The sequence below is a fragment of the Burkholderia sp. Ax-1720 genome (assembly GCF_011753035.1).
Classification (GTDB): Bacteria; Pseudomonadota; Gammaproteobacteria; order Burkholderiales; family Burkholderiaceae; genus Burkholderia; species Burkholderia gladioli.
Map to the genome: position 1 here is coordinate 18,529 of NZ_VWWK01000061.1, position 16,895 is coordinate 35,423.

The 16,895-nt window shown below is 64.7% G+C and carries 13 protein-coding genes and 1 pseudogene; 2 read left to right on the top strand and 12 right to left on the bottom strand.

Annotated elements, in window-relative coordinates:
* Nucleotides 1-54 precede the first annotated feature (54 nt).
* Nucleotides 55-966 (top strand): DMT family transporter, encoded by a 912-nt coding sequence (locus F3J18_RS18730; RefSeq protein ID WP_025098412.1) that lies wholly within the window; start codon nt 55-57, stop codon nt 964-966.
* 52 nt (nt 967-1,018) lie between these two features.
* Here F3J18_RS18730 and F3J18_RS18735 read toward each other — a convergent pair whose 3' ends face one another.
* From F3J18_RS18735 to F3J18_RS18765, 7 genes are all read right to left on the bottom strand, one after another.
* On the bottom strand, nt 1,019-2,506 hold the full coding sequence (locus tag F3J18_RS18735; RefSeq protein WP_166913626.1) for a M81 family metallopeptidase: 1,488 nt from the start codon (nt 2,504-2,506) through the stop codon (nt 1,019-1,021).
* Nucleotides 2,506-3,813, bottom strand: a complete 1,308-nt coding sequence (locus F3J18_RS18740; RefSeq protein WP_166913627.1) for a Zn-dependent hydrolase — start codon at nt 3,811-3,813, stop codon at nt 2,506-2,508. The genes F3J18_RS18735 and F3J18_RS18740 overlap by 1 nt, the downstream gene beginning before the upstream one ends.
* 32 nt (nt 3,814-3,845) lie before the next feature.
* Nucleotides 3,846-4,547 carry an ABC transporter ATP-binding protein gene (locus tag F3J18_RS18745; protein WP_013691682.1) on the bottom strand — a complete coding sequence of 234 codons (702 nt, stop codon included), beginning with the start codon at nt 4,545-4,547 and terminating at the stop codon, nt 3,846-3,848.
* A complete protein-coding gene (locus F3J18_RS18750; protein WP_166913628.1) occupies nt 4,544-5,311 on the bottom strand; it encodes an ABC transporter ATP-binding protein in 768 nt (255 codons plus the stop codon). The genes F3J18_RS18745 and F3J18_RS18750 overlap by 4 nt, the downstream gene beginning before the upstream one ends.
* Nucleotides 5,308-6,303: a branched-chain amino acid ABC transporter permease gene (locus F3J18_RS18755; protein WP_051598264.1), complete on the bottom strand. Its 996-nt coding sequence runs from the start codon at nt 6,301-6,303 to the stop codon at nt 5,308-5,310. The genes F3J18_RS18750 and F3J18_RS18755 overlap by 4 nt, the downstream gene beginning before the upstream one ends.
* 53 nt (nt 6,304-6,356) lie before the next feature.
* Nucleotides 6,357-7,217 carry a branched-chain amino acid ABC transporter permease gene (locus F3J18_RS18760; RefSeq protein WP_025098408.1) on the bottom strand — a complete coding sequence of 287 codons (861 nt, stop codon included), beginning with the start codon at nt 7,215-7,217 and terminating at the stop codon, nt 6,357-6,359.
* 62 nt (nt 7,218-7,279) lie between these two features.
* Nucleotides 7,280-8,488, bottom strand: a complete 1,209-nt coding sequence (locus F3J18_RS18765; RefSeq protein WP_166913629.1) for an ABC transporter substrate-binding protein — start codon at nt 8,486-8,488, stop codon at nt 7,280-7,282.
* A 236-nt stretch (nt 8,489-8,724) separates the two neighbouring features.
* Between F3J18_RS18765 and F3J18_RS18770 the strand changes: the two genes are divergently transcribed.
* On the top strand, nt 8,725-9,573 hold the full coding sequence (locus F3J18_RS18770) for an FCD domain-containing protein (protein ID WP_013691687.1): 849 nt from the start codon (nt 8,725-8,727) through the stop codon (nt 9,571-9,573).
* Nucleotides 9,574-9,850: 277 nt separating this feature from the next.
* On the opposite strand, the gene F3J18_RS18775 is transcribed toward F3J18_RS18770, so the two are convergent.
* The 5 genes and pseudogenes from F3J18_RS18775 to F3J18_RS18795 all read right to left on the bottom strand — a co-directional run.
* On the bottom strand, nt 9,851-10,126 hold the full coding sequence (locus F3J18_RS18775) for a hypothetical protein (RefSeq protein WP_166913614.1): 276 nt from the start codon (nt 10,124-10,126) through the stop codon (nt 9,851-9,853).
* An 805-nt stretch (nt 10,127-10,931) separates the two neighbouring features.
* Nucleotides 10,932-11,201, bottom strand: coding sequence for a hypothetical protein (locus F3J18_RS18780; protein WP_152554370.1), 270 nt, complete (start codon nt 11,199-11,201; stop codon nt 10,932-10,934).
* Nucleotides 11,198-11,812, bottom strand: a complete 615-nt coding sequence (locus F3J18_RS18785; RefSeq protein ID WP_166913630.1) for a hypothetical protein — start codon at nt 11,810-11,812, stop codon at nt 11,198-11,200. Before F3J18_RS18785 ends, F3J18_RS18780 begins: the two co-directional genes overlap by 4 nt.
* Before the next feature lie 60 nt (nt 11,813-11,872).
* A complete protein-coding gene (locus F3J18_RS18790) occupies nt 11,873-12,145 on the bottom strand; it encodes a hypothetical protein (protein WP_166913615.1) in 273 nt (90 codons plus the stop codon).
* Between the two features lie 767 nt (nt 12,146-12,912).
* A pseudogene (locus tag F3J18_RS18795) lies at nt 12,913-16,895 on the bottom strand (hemagglutinin repeat-containing protein); the annotation flags it as partial.

The following is a 16,895-nucleotide window of genomic DNA, read 5'->3' on the forward strand; positions in this document are numbered from 1 at the left end:
CGCCCGGCGCGCCGCACGATGGCGATCCGTTTTCCGTCATGCCGGAGTGCCTCGATGAAACCACCCGCCTTCCTCTTTCCGCTCGGCGCGATCCTGCTGTGGGCCGGCAATGTCGCCGTCTCCAAGCTGTCGGCCAGCGCCATCGATCCGTCCGCGATCACCTTCTATCGCCTGCTGCTCGCGATCGCGCTGATGTGCAGCTTCACGCTGCGTCCGGCCTGGCGCAATCGCGCGGCGATCGTCGCGCAATGGCCGAAGCTGGCCCTGCTCGGCTTCCTGGCGATGGCGCTGTTCCAGAGCCTGTCCTACGAGGCCGCCAAGACCACCAGCGCCACCAACATGGCGATCATCACCGCCCTGGTGCCGCTGATGACGATGGCGCTCGGCTCGGTCCTGCTCGGCGAGACGCCGGCGCCGGGCATGGTGGCGGGCGGGCTGGTCTCGCTGGCGGGGGTGGTCTGGCTGATCACGCGCGGCGCGCCGCAAAGCCTGCTGGCGCGCGGCGTGCAGCCGGGCGACCTGCTGATGATCGGCGCGGCGGCGGCCTACGCGCTTTATGGCGTGCTGCTCAAGCGCTGGCGGATCGCCCTGCCGGTCTGGCAGTCGACCCTGGCGCAGGCCTGCGCCGCGGCGGTCTGCATGGTGCCGATGATGTTGCGGCTGCCGCACGGCGCGGCGGTGCCGACGCGCGCCAGCCTGCCGCTGATCCTCTACGCGGGCGGGCTGGCCTCGGTGGTGCTGCCGGCGCTCTGGCTGGAAGGCGTGCGCCGGCTCGGGCCGAGCCGCTGCGCGATGTTCATGAATTTGCTGCCGGTGGCCACGGCGCTGCTCGCGATCGGCTGGCTCGGCGAATCGCTGCAGGCCTATCACCTGGTGGGCGGGGGCATCGCGCTGGCGGGCGTGCTGGCCGCGCAGACGCTGAAGGGCAAGGAGAATGTCGCGCGCGGCGGCGCGACCTCGTCTTGAGGGAGGGCTTGCCGGGCCGGCCGCGAAACGGCGCCGGCCCGGCGGGCGAGGCTCAGCGCGCCGCCCAGCCGGTATCCGCGTCGAGCGGATAGACCGGCCGATCGAGATGCCGGTAGTCGAACAATCCGTAATCCGAACCGGTCACGCCGCGGCTGTCGCATTCGACCAGGCCCGCCGAGATCGGCACGAACACCGGCCGGCAGTACATGCGCGACTTCAGCAGCAGGAAGCGCGCGCGGCGCGGATCGACGCCGACGCTCTCGAACACGCCCAGATCCCAGGGCTCGTGGGTGCGCTCGGTGATCACCAGCACCGCCGCGCCGATGTCGAGCACGGCCGCGCGGCCCATGTGCGCGCGCTGGCCGGTATAGGTCGGCCCGGTGATGGTGTATTCGCCGTCGGTGAGCGCCAGCACCGTGCCGCGCGCCATGAAGGGCGCGCGTTGCGAGCCGTCGCGCGCCGGCCGCTTGTTGCCGACCGGCAGCGTGACGCTCGCGCCGACGCCGCCCTCGACGAGCAGCGCCACCGCCTCGGGATCGCAGAGCGGCCCGCTGACGAGGCCGTCGAGCCCCTGCGCCAGCGCGGCCTCGAGCAGGTCCATGGTGTCGCAGGTGCCGCCCGACATGCAGTTGTCGCCGTGGTCGAGCAGCAGCACCGGTTTCTCGGCGCCCCGCGCGAGCGCCAGCGCCTCGGCCACCGACTCGGCCAGCGGCGGGCTGCGATAGACGAAGGCGTCGCGCTCGTCCCAGATCGCGGCGGCGATCCGCGCGGCCACCGCCTCGGCCTGCGCCGCGTCGCCGTCGCCGACCACCACCACGCTGATGCAGGGCGCCGCGATATCGGCCAGCGAGAAGCCGGCCAGGATCGACACCGCCAGCATGCCCTCGGCCTCGGCCGCGCGCGCCGCCGCCACCGCGCGCTGCATCGCGCCCTCGGCGGTGGCGCTGCGCAGCGTCGAGCTGAGCAGCGGCGGCCGCCGCCAGGCCAGCACCGGCCGGGCTCGGCCGTTGAGCGTGTAGAACAGCAGCCGCGCCGCGTGCTCGCCGGTCTCGTACATGTCGACGTGCGGATAGGTCTTGAAGCTGACGATGATGTCGGCGTGGTCGATCATCGCCTGCGTGACGTTGCCGTGCAGGTCCAGCGCGACGGCGATCGGCACGCCCGGCAACGCGGCGCGCACGCGCGCCAGCAGTTCGCCCTCGCCGTCGGGCGTGCTCTCGGCCACCATCGCGCCGTGCAGGTCGAGCATCACCGCGTCGCAGCCCGGCGCGGCGGCCACGATCGCCTCGCAGATCGCGGCATAGGCCTCGGCCGCCACCGGCCCGCTCGGGTTCGCGCCGGCCGAGATCGGCGTGACCAGCTCGGCGCCGGCCGCCTCGGCCGCGTCGATGAAGGCCGCCATCGCGGTGCGCATGCCCTTGTTGTCGCGATAGGCCTCGGCGCCGTAGCTCGGCCCGTTCGCGCCGAACGCGGCCAGCGGCGTGGGCACCGGCGAGAAGGTATTGGTCTCGTGGTTCATCCGCGCGATCAGGATCCGCATCACGCGCCCTCCATGCCGGCGGCCGCCCCGGCCGGGGCCAGGCCCGCGGCCTCGAGCATCGCGTGAAGCAGCACGTTGCAGCCGGCTTCCAGGTGCTCGGGGCTCGCGTCCTCGATCTCGTTGTGGCTGATGCCGTCCTTGCAGGGCACGAAGATCATCGCGGCCGGCGCCACGCGCGCCAGGTACACCGCGTCGTGGCCGGCGCCGCTGACGATGTCCATCGCCGACAGCCCGAGCCGCGCCGCGCCCTCGCGCACCGCGCCCACCAGCTTCGCGTCGAAGGGCTGCGGCGGGAAATACACCACCTGCTCCACGTCGATGGTCATCGCCGCCTCGGCGCCGGCCTGCGCGCAGGCTTCGCGCAGCGCGGCGTCCATCGCGCTCAGGGTGGCGTCGTCGGGCGCGCGCAGGTCGACGGTCAGCGTCACGCGGCCCGGGATCACGTTGCGCGAGTTCGGATGCACGTCGACCCAGCCCACCGTGCCGCGCGCATGCGGCGCGTGCGAACGCGCGATGCGGTTGACCGCGGCGATCAACGCGGCGGCCGGCAGCAGCGCGTCGCGGCGCAGCTCCATCGGCGTCGGGCCGGCATGCGCCTCCATGCCGTGGATCGTCACGTCGTACCAGCGCTGGCCGAGCGCGGCCCGCACCACGCCGATGGTGGTCTGGTTGGCCTCCAGCACCGGCCCCTGCTCGATATGCGCCTCGAAATAGGCGCCCACCGGATGCGAGCCGGCGGTCTCGCCGGCATAACCGATCGCGGCCAGCGCCTCGCGCACCGACACGCCCTCGCGGTCGCGCTGGTCGAGCGCGTGATCGAGCGTGAAGGCCCCGGCGAACACGCCCGAACCCATCATCACCGGCACGAAGCGCGAGCCCTCCTCGTTGGTCCAGACCGCCACCTCGAGCGGCGCGAGCGTGCGCAGGCCCGCGTCGGCCAGGGTGCGCAGCACCTCCAGCCCGGCCAGCACGCCGTAGTTGCCGTCGAACTTGCCGCCGGTGGGCTGGGTGTCGATATGGCTGCCCGTCATCACGGGCGGCAGGTCCTCGCGCAGCCCGGCGCGGCGCGCGAACACGTTGCCGATCGCATCCACGCGCACCGTGCAGCCGATCTCTTGCGCCCAGGCCGAGAAGCGGTCGCGCGCGAGCCGGTCGAGCTCGGTCAGCGCGAGGCGGCACACGCCGCCCTTGTCGGTCGCGCCGATCCGCGCGAGCTGCATCAGGCTGTCCCACAGCCGCGCGCCGTTCACGCGCAGGGCCGGCGCGGCGTCCTCGCGCGCGCCGCGGGGGGTATCCAGAACTTGCATCGATGTGTCCTCGGTTGGCGGGGCGGCGTCGCTCAGGCGACGCCGACGCCCAGGTAACGGTCGCGCACCGACTGGTCCGCGAGAAAGGCCGCGTTGTCGCCCTGGTAGACGATCGCGCCCTGCTCGATCACGTAATGGCGATCGGCCAGCTGGGTGCAGACCTCCAGGTTCTGCTCGACCAGCAGGATCGCCACGCCGGCCGCCTTGATCAGCTTGAGCTGGGCCACGATCTCCTCGACGATCACCGGCGCCAGGCCCTCGACCGGCTCGTCGAGCATCAACAGGCGCGGCCGGTTCATCAGCGCGCGGCCGATCGCCAGCATCTGCTGCTCGCCGCCCGAGAGCTGCGCGCCGCCGTTGCGGCGCCGCTCCTTCAGGCGCGGGAAGATCCGGTAGATGTCCTCCAGTTGCCAGGGCGAATCGCGCCGCGCGCCGAGCCGCAGGTTCTCCTCCACCGTCAGCAGCCGGAAGATGCCGCGATGCTCGGGCACGAAGCACACCCCGCGCGCGGCGATCCGATGCGGCGCGAGGCCGGCCAGCGCGGCGCCGTCGAAGCTCACGCGGCCCTGGCGCGGCGCTACCACCCCGGCGATCGCCTTCAGCGTGGTGGACTTGCCGGCGCCGTTGCGGCCCAGCAGGGTAACCGTCTCGCCCTCGCCGATCGTCATCGACACGCCCTGCAGCACGTGGCTCTTGCCGTAGTAGCCGTGCACCGCGTCGAGTTCGAGCATCATGCGCGACCTCCCGTGATCATGTTGCCGAGATAGGCGCGGCGCACCCGCTCGTCGGCGCGGATCGCGTCGGGCTTGCCCTCCACCAGCACGCGGCCCTGCTGCATCACCGTGATGGTGTCCGAGATGTCCATCACGATCCCCATGTTGTGCTCGATCAGCACCACCGTGTAGTCGTCGCGCAGGCCGCGGATCAGCGTCTTCATGTCGTCCAGGTCGTCGATGCCCATCCCCGAGGTGGGCTCGTCGAGGAAGATCGCGCGCGGCTTCGCGGCCAGCGCCATGCCGACCTCCAGCCGCCGCTGCTGGCCGTGCGAGAGCGCGCTGGCGGCGCTGCCGGCGAAGCGCTGCAGCGCCAGCCGCTCGATCACCGCGTCGATCGTCTCGCGTTGCGCGAGCGCGCCGCGCGGCGGCGTCCAGGCGTTGAAGGCGCGGCGCGCCTCGACGCCCTGCGCGGCGATGCGCAGGTTCTCGCGCACCGACAGGTTCGGGAACAGGCTGGTGACCTGGAACGAGCGCGCGATGCCGCGCCGCACGCGGCGGTGGTCGGGCTCGCGCGTGACGTCGTCGCCGTCGAACAGGATGCGGCCCGCGCTGATCGGCACGGTGCCGGTCAGCACATGGAACAGCGTGGTCTTGCCGGCGCCGTTGGGGCCGATCACCGAATGCACGGTGCGCGGCGCGATGCGCAGGTCCACGCCGCCCAGCGCGGTGAACTTGCCGTAGCGCTTGACGATGCCGCTCGCCTCGAGAATCGCCTCGCTCATGCCTGCCTCCCTTGATCCTTGCGGCCGCGCAGCGCGGCCACGATGCGCTCGCCCAGCCCCCACAGGCCGCGCTGCATGAACAGGCTCACGGCGATCAGCACCAGGCCGAGCAGCAGCAGCCAGCGCGGCCACAGCGTCGAGAGCCAGTCCGAGAACAGCACGTAGAACACCGCGCCCAGCACCGAGGCGAACAGCTTGCCGGTGCCGCCGATCACGGTGGTCACCAGGATCATCTCGCTGGTGTGGTAGTCGATGTTGGACAGCGGCGCGATGCCCGTCATCAGCGCATGCAGCGCACCGGCCAGGCCCGTCACCGCGCCCGACAGCACGAAGGCCAGCAGCTTGAAGCGCGGCACGTCGTAGCCGACCGCGGCGGCGCGTGCCTCGTTGTCGCGAATCGCCAGCAAGGTGCGGCCGAACACCGACAGCGTCACGCGCCGCAGCAGCCAGAACGCCGCCACGAACAGCACCGCCACGAAGCCGTAGAACTGCCAGGGCGTGGCCAGCGGCAGCAGCGTGTGGCCGGCGATCGACAGCGCCGGGCGCGGGATGTCGAGCAGGCCGTTGTCGCCGCCGGTGAGATCCGGCGTGGTGTAGGCGAGGAAGTAGAACAACTGCCCGAAGGCCAGCGTCAGCATCACGAAGTAGGTGCCGCGCTGGCGGATCGAGAACCAGCCCACCACGGCGGCGGCCAGCGCCCCGATCGCGACGGCCGCCGCCAGCGCGAGCGGCAGGGGCAGCGCGAAGCGCGTCAGCACGATGCCGGCGGTGTAGCTGCCCAGGCCGAAGAAGATGCCCTGGCCGAACGAGAGCAGGCCCGTGTAGCCGAGCAGCAGGTTGCAGCCGAGGGCGGCCAGCGCATAGACCAGCACCTCGGTGGCCAGCGAGCCGGAATTCAGCGCCAGCGGCAGCGCGCAGGCCACCGCGATCGCCAGCCAGGTCTCGTAATGGCGGCGCCAGATGCCGCGCGCAGCGGCGCCGTCGACGGCCATGTCGGCCGCCTCGTCCTGGCGCGGCGCGGCCACCAGCGGTTTCGAACCATCGATCATGCGGCCCTCCCGAGCAAGCCGTTGGGACGCAGCAGCAGCACGGCCGCCATCGCCACGTAGATCATCAGCCGCGCGCCCTCGGGCCACAGCGTGCTCATCACGCTCTGCACGATGCCGACCAGCAGGCCGCCCACCAGCGCGCCGAGGAAGTTGCCCATGCCGCCGACCACCACCACCACGAAGGCGACGCCGAGCGCCTCGATGCCCATGAAGGGATCGACGCCGCGGATCGGCGCGGCCAGCACGCCGGCCAGCGCGGCGGTGGCGGCGCCCAGCGCGAACACCAGGCTGAACACGCGCGACACGTTGATGCCGAGCAGGGACACCATCTCGGCCGCCTCGCTGCCGGCGCGCACCGTGCTGCCCAGTCGCGTGCCTTCCAGCAGCCACCAGAGCAGCGCGGCCAGCACCGCGGTGAAGCCGATCACGAACAGCCGGTACTTCGGATAGACGAAGCTGCCCCAGATCACCACGCCGTCGAGCGAGGCCGGCACCGGCACGTTGTCGCCGAGCGGGCCCCACACGAGGATCGCGCATTCCTGCAGCACCAGCGCGAGGCCGACCGTGACGAGGATGTGGAATTCATGGGCCTGCGCGTAGACGTGGCGCAGCACCAGCTTCTCGACCAGCCAGGCGAAGGCGCCCACCGCGAGCGGCACCAGCAGCAGCGCGACCCAGAAGTTCGCTTCCCATTGCAGCGCCTGGTAGCAGAAGTAGGCGCCCAGCAGGTAGAAGGCGCCGTGCGCGAAATTCACGAAGCGCAGCAGGCCGAACACGATCGACAGGCCGACGGCGAGCAGGAAGTACAGCATCCCGACGCCGATGCCGTTGACGATCTGCAGCAGATAGACATTCATGGCAGGAAGGATCCGCGGAAAGGAAAGGAGGCGCCGGGCGCCTCCGTCGTCGCGTTGGCCGGTCAGCCGAGCTTGCAGCCGGTCTTGTCGGCGGCCAGGAAGGACTGGCCGGAGCTGACGATGTCGGCGTAGTCGTCGGCGTTCTTCATGCGGTTCTTCGCCTTGCCCTTGAGCAGGTAGTAGTTCTTCAGCACCTGGTGATCGGCGCGGCGCACTTCCTCGGGGCCGGTGAGGCCGTCGTACTTCATGCCCTCCAGCGTGGCGATCACCTTCTTCGGATCGGTGGTGCCGGCCTTGAGCATGCCGTCGAGCAGGATCTTGGTGCAGATGTAGGAGCCGGCCAGGCTGTAGTTCGGGTTGGCGTGGAAGGTCGCGTTGGCGCGCTTGACGAGATCGCGATTGAGCGGCGAATCGATGCCGTGCCAATACTGCGCGCCGAAATACACGCCGTCGCAGAGATCCGCGCCGAGCGTCTCGAACTGCTCCAGGCCCGAGGCCCAGGCCATCAGGATCGTGCAGTTGCGCTTCATGCCGAAGCTGACCGCCTGGCGCAGCGTGTCCGAGGACTGCGAGCCGAAGTTCAGGATCAGCAGCACGTCGGGCTTGGCGGCGACGGCGTTGGTCAGGTAGCCGCTGAATTCCTTCTCGGCCAGCGAGTGATAGCTGTTGCCGACGTGCTGGATGCCGGCTTCCTGGAAGATCGCCTTGGCGGCCGACAGCAGGCCCTCGCCGAACACGTATTGCGGCGTGATGGTGTACCAGCGCTTCGCGTTCGGCAGCATCTTGATCAGCGGGCGCACGGTCTGCTCGATCGCGCCGAAGGTCGGCACCGACCAGCGGAAGGTGGCGCTGTTGCAGTCCTTGCCGGTGATCTCGTCGGCGCCCGCGGTGGTGATGAACACGCCGCCTGCCTTCTCCACCTCCTTGCCCATCGCCAGCGATTCCGAGGACAGGATGCCGCCCGCGAAGTAGCGCACGCCCTTCTGCTGCGCGACTTCCTGCACCCGGCGCACCGCCGTGGCGGGCTTGCCCTCGGTGTCGAGCGTGACGTAGGACAGCGGCGAGCCGAGCACCTGGCCGTATTGCTGCACGGCCAGCTTCATGCCGAGGTCGGCGTACTTGCCGTTGGCCGCGAACGGGCCCGACATCGGCACCGGGCAGGCCAGCTCGAGCGGCGCGCCGGCGGCGAACGCGGCACGGGAGGCAAGGGCGCCGAGCGCACCCGGCGTGGCCGACGCGGCGGCCAGTTTCAACAGTTCACGGCGATTCAAGTCGATGCTCCTTCGGGGATGGACGCTCGCGAGCCGGCCGGCTGCCGATCGCTCGGGCCGCCTCGCTCGGGCGGCCATCGGTTCATCCTATTTATCATGATAAATAGGATGAACATGATCCTAGGTATGTCAAAATCCACTGTCAATCAGGCAAAATTCGCTACCGCGAACCGGCCACCGCCACCGCGCGCAACGCGGCCGGCAGGCGCCGCCAGAACAGGAAGGGAGTCAGGAAGATGGGCATGGAGCGAGCGAAAGCGGCTGTCGCGGTCGAGATCAAGCAGCAGAAGCGCGCGGATCTGGTCGCCGAGGAAATCAAGCGGCTGATCACCGAGAAGGACCTGAAGCCGGGCGATCGGCTGCCTCGCGAAGCCGAGCTGCAGCAGCTCTATTCGGTCAGCAAGAGCACCGTGCGCGAGGCGCTGAAGTCGCTCGAGGTGCAGGGGCTCATCAAGGTGACCACCGGCCCCGGCGGCGGCGGGATGGTGGTGGAGGTGCCGCTCGACCGCACCTTGCAGCTGCTGCAGAACTACCTGTTCTTCAAGGACGTGTCGATCGACGATATCTACACGGTGCGCAAGCTGCTGGAGCCGGAGCTGGCGGCCGGCGCGGTACCGCACCTGACCGAGCGCGACTTCGCCGCACTGGAGGCCAACATCGCCTGTTGCGACGGCGCGGCCGGGCCGCACGATCGCGGCAACCTGGTGCGCCAGCGGCAGGAGGACATGACCTTCCACGACATCCTCGCGTCGGCCAACCCGAACCCGTTCCTGCGCTTCACCTGCGAGCTGATCAACGAGATGATCCGGCAGTTGATCGAGTTCCGGAACGACACGCCGCTGGCCGAGCACAAGCGTTTCGGCGAGGCCAACGTGTCGATCCATCGCGCCATCACCGAGGCGGCGCGGGCGCGTGATGTGGAGAAGGTGCGCGCGCTGATGGTGGAGCACATGACCGAGGCGCCCAAGCATGTGAAGCGCATGAAGGGCAAGCTGCGCGGGCGGCTGATCCTCGATTCGGAGATCCGCAAGCGCGTGAGGGCGCGGATGGCTGTGCCGGTGGGGGAAGGTGAGGGGGAGGGCTGAGACGGGTGGTTCGGCGGTGAAAAATAGATGTCTTGATGCCGTTCAGTCGCTTCGCTGAACGGCGTTTTTTTGGATGGTGCACTTGTCATGTGACTGGATTGAACTGGCCGTCGGGGCGATCGGCACCGCCAGCATTCGTAGGCTACAAGATTGCCTCAATCTGCGTGCCGAACATATCGCCCTGGCTACACGACAGCATGCGGTTTCAGCTTGAAGTAGTGTGCAATAGTAGCGGCAGCCGATGAGAATTTCTCATTTCGACTTGTCTCGGTCTTCTCTATCGGTCTTCTCTATCATTCTTCTTATAACTATCGCGCGCCTTCTTGTAGCGGTTGTCAAATGGTTTGATTTTTAACATTGCAGCACGACTTGCAAATCCGCCGACCAGCGCGATCCCAAAACCGGATAGCAGTGCAATTCCCCCCAAAGGTGATGGCGGAATGAATTTGACTGCAACATACATCATCAACAATCCTATCACGACAAGAATCAACCTCAGCCATCGAGGGAAATTCCCACCTTCGATCAGTTTAATTTTTCGCATCATTCCCATCCACCTTTTCCGTTGTGGCGTTCACAGCGCCTTGCCAATAAGAATTTAGTATCCCTTGAATCTTATTTGAACTATCGCTATTGCTCACAGTTTTTCATGGTTCGCTGCTTTAACTCAAAATAACTTAATCCACTATCATGAGCGCCTATCCGAATCGTCGCCCTTCGCTTCGTAGTTTTTGCGCGCCTTTTTGTAGCTGCTATCGAAGGGCTTGATCTTCAGCATATGTGCTCGACTGGAAATACCTCCAAGGGCCATCATCGCAAAGCCAGAGAGAAATGCTCCGACTCTGATCCATCGGGGCATTTGGTCAAGTCCGAGCCCTCCCACGGCCAGGGCTAAACCAACTAAAAAAGGACAACTCTAAGCCAACCGGAGAAATTACCGTCGTCGATGAGCTTCATTTCTTTTCCTTGTCAGCACTCGGACCTAAAATAAAATTCAACTGCAGCCCTACGCGCGCGATTGCTTGGCCGTCGAGGTCGATGCTTCGCTGCCGGACCTACGGCAAGTGCTCGAGCGGCTGAAGGAGTGCGAGGCTTGCCTGCTCGACAACAGGCAGGAGTTCGCTGGCAAGGGCTGGATGCATGGGCCTACGAAGCCGGTGCCACGCTGTCGTTCATCCGACCTGGCAAGTCGGTGGGAAGTGCCTATATCGAGAGCTTCAACAGGCGGTTCCGCGCTTCTTCCTGCTACCGGGTTTGCTGGTCAATGCCTGGAATGGCGAAGCGCGGAGCTTCTTGGGCAGATAAGCTTGTCGCGACCAACGTAGCAAACGGCAGTAGCGGCAGCCAGTGGGGATTTTTCATTTGGGCTTATCAGCGTCTGCACCGACGTTCGTTTTATAGCTATCACGTACCTTCTTGTAGTTGCTACCGAAGGGTTTAATTTTTAGTAGACGAGCACGACTGCTCAAGCCACCGATAGCCATAAGCAAGAATCCGAGCAACGCTAAAAGCACGCTCCAAATCGAGGGAGGCGCATATTTGAATGCCCAATACGATATCCCTATGCCCGCCGCAATCAAGGTGGCACACATCAACCCGGTCAAGTTCCCGTTGTCGATAAGTTTCATTTATTCTCCGGTTGATTGACAATACGTGCCCAAGAGGAATTTATGAAGCCCTGTATTGATTGAGACAATCTGCTGTCGTTAAAATTGTTTGCAGCCTCATTGATTATAGGCGTCGCAAGTGGATACTTTGTTGAGAGTCGATCGGAAATCATGGCGCCTCCGCTATTCGTCCAATATTTCCCAACATCAGGTTTCACAACCTGCACTACAGCATCCGCTACCATGCCGATCACTGCCGTAGCCAATCCTGGCGCGTAAGGCGATGGTATAGTCGCTCCAGCCGCAGCGACTGTCCCAAATCGTCCAGCAGCAGTCAACACATTGCCTGCAGCATTAGCCACCACTCCCTGCACATCCAACCCAACTTGGGTCGGCACATATGTATAGACACTCGGCACTTGCCCTGGTGCAGCGGAATTGTAGTTTTCCATAAAGAAGTTTTGCAATGCCGGATTCGCTTCCGACATTACTTGAACAACCAGAGAGTTTCCATTTTCATTAGACAATCCTGTATTTAACCAACTGGCACCGGAATCGCTTGGAGTGCGACCATGCAATTCCTCGGCCGTTCCAGGTGCCACCGATCCATCTCTCGCATCGGACACATCCATGACGCATATCTGATCCTCAATTTTCGCCTGAATATATTTACCCTTGCTTTTTCGACAGTTTCATTTATATTTACTTTCGCCACCACTCGACTTATAACTATTGCGCGCTTTCTTATAACTGTTATCGAATGGTTTGATTTTTAGCAAATGCGCCCTGCTTGCACATCCACCAACAGCGGCAACACCAAAGCCCAATAGCAACAAAAACCCTCCGAATGGCGCGGGTGGTACGTACCGATATGCAACAAGCATAATTAGAAGGCCAAAAACAAGTAGGAAAGTCCGCAGCCATCGAGTGAAGTTTCCATTTTCAAAGAATCCGATTTTCCTCATCTTTCACTCCAATAATCAAAGAAATCAGACCAATATTTATTTATTGAATTCCGCACCTCTCTCCCTTCATCGCTATTATTGAATTTGTTGACTGTTTCGTTTATCGCAGGCCCAAGGCCAGGCGCTCGCTCTGACAAGTTACCCCCAATTAGGCTCGCGGCGCCTGATACGGCGTATTGACCTACATCCGGTTTCACGATTTGAGCCAATGTATCAGCCGCGAATCCAGCAACTGTTGCCGCATAGGCCGCGGCAGACAGTTCACCGGATAACGGCGAAGGAATACTTGCCAGTGCCGCAGTCGCAGCACTGAATCTTCCCGTATTTGTTTAAACCATCCCCGCCACGTCTGCCGTTGTATTTCTCATATAGTGGGCATCCGATCGATCGAATTTCGTAAACGGCCCTGTCAGACTGAATCCCGGTCCACTACTTGCGATGCGGTCGTAATTAAACTGACTCGGCACTTGACTATTCATTGTCGAGTCCGCGTTTGCCACGATATACACCTGCAGATCCGAGTTCACCTGCACCGTTGCCTGAGTCAGAATTGGTTTCCCGTCGGTCGTCGAACCCGCATAAATCCATTTCGCCTCAGAGTCCGTCGGTGCTTGCCCCACCAGCGTCTCCGGCGCGCCTGATTGATGCCGGCCATCAACCGATACGCCCATGACTCGCATCTGATCTTCGATCTGTGCCTGGGTGTATTTACCCTTGCTTTTTTCCGCCAGTTGTTTCGCGAGCGCCTTTTCTTCCGCATGCAATTGCCGGTTGAACCGATCCACGTTGTACCCCGAGAACGCCCCCGATTCACCACCCACCGCCGCACCAGCCCCCGTCGCAAGTGCATTCGTCACGATGTTGCCCAGTGCCTGATTCATATTGGCGTCGCCGGTCGGATCGCTGCCCGCGATTGCGCCGCTCAGTTCGCTCAACTTGCCCGACGCGATCGACGCAATCGCCGCGCCGGCTGCGCCGCCTACCGCGTTACCGCCCGCCAGCCCCGTCACCAGCGCCGCGCCGGCACCTTGCATCAGCGCTCGATTCGCTCCGCCTTCCTTCCACGCGTCAACGCCAGCCTTGTCCCCGTTCGCCGCGGCCTCCTTCATCATCTTGTCCGCGTAGTCCCCGATCCGGCGCGACACCGCTTCACCGGCTGCGCTGGCCGCCGCCATCACGTCCGCCTGATTGCTCAACAGATTCTGCATGTCGGGGAGCTTGGAAACTGTACCGTTCGTATTCGTCGTATCGCGGTTCAGGCTTGCCACATCCTGCTTCTGGTTCACCGAATCCCTAATCGTGACCGTCCCCGCGCTGACGCCGCTCTTCGTCGTCGCGCTTTCGCTGCCACTATCGTTCTGGCCAAGCATGGGCGCCGCACCGCCCGTATTCTTGCCTGACGCGCTGCCATGTGTGCTGTAGTTCATCCCGCCATCGCCGGTCGTCGCGCCCGCACTGAAACCGCTCGAGCTCGCATCGTAGTGCGACTGATTCTGGACGTCCGAGAAGGAGAGCGACCCTGTGGTCAGCGAATTCCTCGACGCATCCGCGTCGCTCGCAATCAATCCGCCCTTCAGGTCGGTATTGCCGGCCACGTTGACATTGAACCCGCCGGCGCCCGCATGAATTCCGGCCTGCTCATTGACGCCCGCATAGCTTCCCGACGCGTTGCCCTTGCTCTGGCTGAAGTTTCCACTGGCGCCGCCCTGGCTGATGCTGAAGCCGCCGCCTGAACTCGACTGATGCGCCGCGCTCGACAACGTGTCCTGCACACTCGCGATGTTCAGATTTCCGCCCACGTCGGCATTCACCTGGTTACCCTTCACGGTCGATCCGATGAGGTTCGTATCGCCCCCCGAGATGATCGTCACGCTGTTTGCCGCGCTCACATGGCTGTTGTTCTGCGTGACCAAGTCGCTGTTGCCGTCGCCGCTGGCTTTCGACATCGCCGCCGAGACACCGAAGCCACCCGTGCCAACCGACACGCCCACGCTCGCGCTCTTCGAATCGTTCGTGCTGCGCGTCGAGTCCGTATCGGTCGTGTTGACGATATTGATCTGGTTCTTTGCCGCCAGGATCACATCGTTCGCGTTCACGTTTGAGCCCGCGATCATCACATTGCCGCTTCCCGGCTGGCCGTTACCCGTCGCCGCGAACGCCGCGGTTCCGCCTGCCATGACGCTGGAGCCGCGATTCGTCACGCTATCTTCCGAGAACGCACTCTTGCTGTGACTGCTGCCGACGCTGACCTCAACCTTGAACTGGGGTGTTTCGCCTGCCCCCAGTGTATTGACCAGATCGCCAGCGGCCAAGTTCGCATCCCATGCCGCGCTGGCCGCCGCCATCCCGTGCAACGCTGCGGCGCGGCCGTCCTGGCTACGACCGGTCGCTCGCGATTGACCTACGGCATTCGACACCGCATCGATCACGGGCGCTTTCAGCGCCAACGTCAGGCCGCTCTTCGACACGTCCTGCGTCTCGCCCCGGCGATGGATGTCCTGCGCAGCGTCGATCGTCACGTTCGCGCCGGTTCCGCTCAGGTTCTGAGCCGCAATCAGGTCGCTTCCCGTTACGTGCAGATCGTTCGCCGCAGTGATGCTGACGTTGCCCTTCAGCGAACCGATCGTGCTGCCGTTGTTCGACACCTCGGTCGTCTGACTGCTGGTCTTCAGCGAACTGCTGCCAACCGACACCGACAGACCGCCGCCCGACATCAGCCCCGATTCCTTCTTGTCGTAGTAGCTCGACGACTGCAAGGTATCCTGCGACGTCGTCACCTTCACGTTGCGCGCGGCAGCGAGCGTCACGTCGTTCGTCCCGACGAGGGTGCTGCCCTGAACATTGACGTCCTTTCCGCTGACTATATTCACGCCGTCGGCCGACACCAGACTGCCACGATTGAGCGTCATCGTCTGGTCGATCCCGCTCGCAATCTTTACGCCGCTCACCACATTGCTGTGGCTATGCGTTTCGTGTGAGTTGAGTTCATGCGTCTCCATTGCCGCACCGACGTTCACGTCGCCGGCGGCCAGCAGGTTCGCATTGCCTTTGTCGAGGCTGATGGTACTACCGGAAAGCGTCATGTCCTTCCCCGAGACGATATTGACCGTATCGCCTCCCTTCAGCGTCGTGCCGGTCAGTGCCTGGTCGGACGTGTGCAGCGTCTCGGCATAGCTGCCGTGACTGTCGCTGCCCGAACTGTTGCTGTTCACGGTCGAGGTCGCACTCGCCGTGCCGAGCGTCACGTTGCCCTTGGCCGCGATCGTCCCCCCCTGACCCAGGTCGATCTGCGCGCCGCGTGCGGTCAAATCGCCACCGACGCCGATGCTCGATCGTCCACCGACGCTGACCGAACTACCGGTCACCTTGTTGATGTCAGTATTCGACACACCATTGGCCCGCTGCACGATCTTGTGCTCGCCCGTCTGCACGGCACCGAGATCCCAGTTGCCGCCGACATTCATGCCGAGATTACCGCCGACGGACAGGTCGCCCGCGTTCTGCTGGAAGTTGCCACCGGTCGTGATCGAAGCATTGCCCGCAACGTCGAGTTTGGCGGTCGGCCCGAGCGTGGTGACCACGCTCGTCGCGCCGTCCCGGCTCACGCGCGTGTTCGTCTTCGTCGCCGTGTCGAGAATCAGGTCCTTGCCCGCGTCCAACTGCAGGCTGCCGGCCTTCACGTTCGACGACGTCAGATCGATGTTGTTCTCGGTCGAAAGCGACATCAGTCCGCCGCTTTGCAGCGCACCGAATGCGTTGTCGATCTGCTTGCCCTGGATCGCCAGCGTGTTGTCCGCCTTGATCGTGCCGCTGTTCGTGAACGACTGCGCGTTCTGGAGATCGATGTTGGTTGCGGCGATCAGCGGGCCATTGACGTTCTGCTGGCTGGCTTGCGCGAGATACACGACCGGCACCAGCACCGACTGGCCGTCGACCACGCGCGTTTCCATCAGGACCACGTTGCTGGTCAGCTTGGCGACCTGGTCGGCCGACAGGCTCGCGCCGATCGGCAGATCGAGCGATTGCGACAGATCGGCACCGGCCGCCATCAACGATTCATACATCGTCTGCAGGTCCGCGTACGGTCCGAGCACCGCCTTGCCCGTCAGCGATGTCACCTGATTGCGTACCAGTTGTTGCTCGTAGAAGCCGTCGCCCAGGCGCTTCGGGATATGCGTCAGGTCGACACCGATCTGACTGAAGAAGTAGTCGCTGGAGACGAAGTTCTTCAGGTTCGTGAACGCCGGGTTCGTCTCGATCACATAGCTCGCGTTCGGCGCGGCGGTCGGCTTGAACAATCCTCCTTGTGGAATGGTGAGGTTGTTCAGGACGTCCAGCGCCGTCGCGCTGGCAAGGATCGGATCGAGCGGCGCGGACGGTCCGCCATGCACCGACGACGCCCCCGATTTCGCGCCGCTCGCGTTACCGTTCAGCTTGGTCGGCGTGAGTCCCGGCACCGATTGCCCCGGCAGCAGGCCGAGCGGCGGAATCGATGCGTTACCGGCCGTGTTATTGACGCTGGCGTCCGTGCCCAAGATCGTGCCGTTTGAGCTCAGCGTCGAAAAATAGCCCGGTAGCGTGTAGTCCTTGAGGGAGGCTGGCGCCGCCTGTGTGTAGCCGCCAGGGCGCCCCGTCACGAACGGCGCGTTGCCGAACGGCAGTTGCCAGTCGTGCTCGGTGTTGTCGTAGTTGTTGTAGTGGTATTGCCCCGAATAGGAGACCGTCACGCCCGGCAGTTTCTGGCCGGACG

What these genes read in the sequence shown, in the direction of transcription:
- F3J18_RS18730 (WP_025098412.1), top strand. Translation starts at nt 55, where the DNA reads ATGAAACCACCCGCCTTCCTCTTTCCGCTCGGCGCGATCCTGCTGTGG.
- F3J18_RS18735 (WP_166913626.1), bottom strand. Translation starts at nt 2,506, where the DNA reads ATGCGGATCCTGATCGCGCGGATGAACCACGAGACCAATACCTTCTCG.
- F3J18_RS18740 (WP_166913627.1), bottom strand. Translation starts at nt 3,813, where the DNA reads ATGCAAGTTCTGGATACCCCCCGCGGCGCGCGCGAGGACGCCGCGCCG.
- F3J18_RS18745 (WP_013691682.1), bottom strand. Translation starts at nt 4,547, where the DNA reads ATGATGCTCGAACTCGACGCGGTGCACGGCTACTACGGCAAGAGCCAC.
- F3J18_RS18750 (WP_166913628.1), bottom strand. Translation starts at nt 5,311, where the DNA reads ATGAGCGAGGCGATTCTCGAGGCGAGCGGCATCGTCAAGCGCTACGGC.
- F3J18_RS18755 (WP_051598264.1), bottom strand. Translation starts at nt 6,303, where the DNA reads ATGGCCGTCGACGGCGCCGCTGCGCGCGGCATCTGGCGCCGCCATTAC.
- F3J18_RS18760 (WP_025098408.1), bottom strand. Translation starts at nt 7,217, where the DNA reads ATGAATGTCTATCTGCTGCAGATCGTCAACGGCATCGGCGTCGGGATG.
- F3J18_RS18770 (WP_013691687.1), top strand. Translation starts at nt 8,725, where the DNA reads ATGGGCATGGAGCGAGCGAAAGCGGCTGTCGCGGTCGAGATCAAGCAG.
- F3J18_RS18775 (WP_166913614.1), bottom strand. Translation starts at nt 10,126, where the DNA reads ATGGGAATGATGCGAAAAATTAAACTGATCGAAGGTGGGAATTTCCCT.
- F3J18_RS18780 (WP_152554370.1), bottom strand. Translation starts at nt 11,201, where the DNA reads ATGAAACTTATCGACAACGGGAACTTGACCGGGTTGATGTGTGCCACC.
- F3J18_RS18785 (WP_166913630.1), bottom strand. Translation starts at nt 11,812, where the DNA reads ATGGATGTGTCCGATGCGAGAGATGGATCGGTGGCACCTGGAACGGCC.
- F3J18_RS18790 (WP_166913615.1), bottom strand. Translation starts at nt 12,145, where the DNA reads ATGAGGAAAATCGGATTCTTTGAAAATGGAAACTTCACTCGATGGCTG.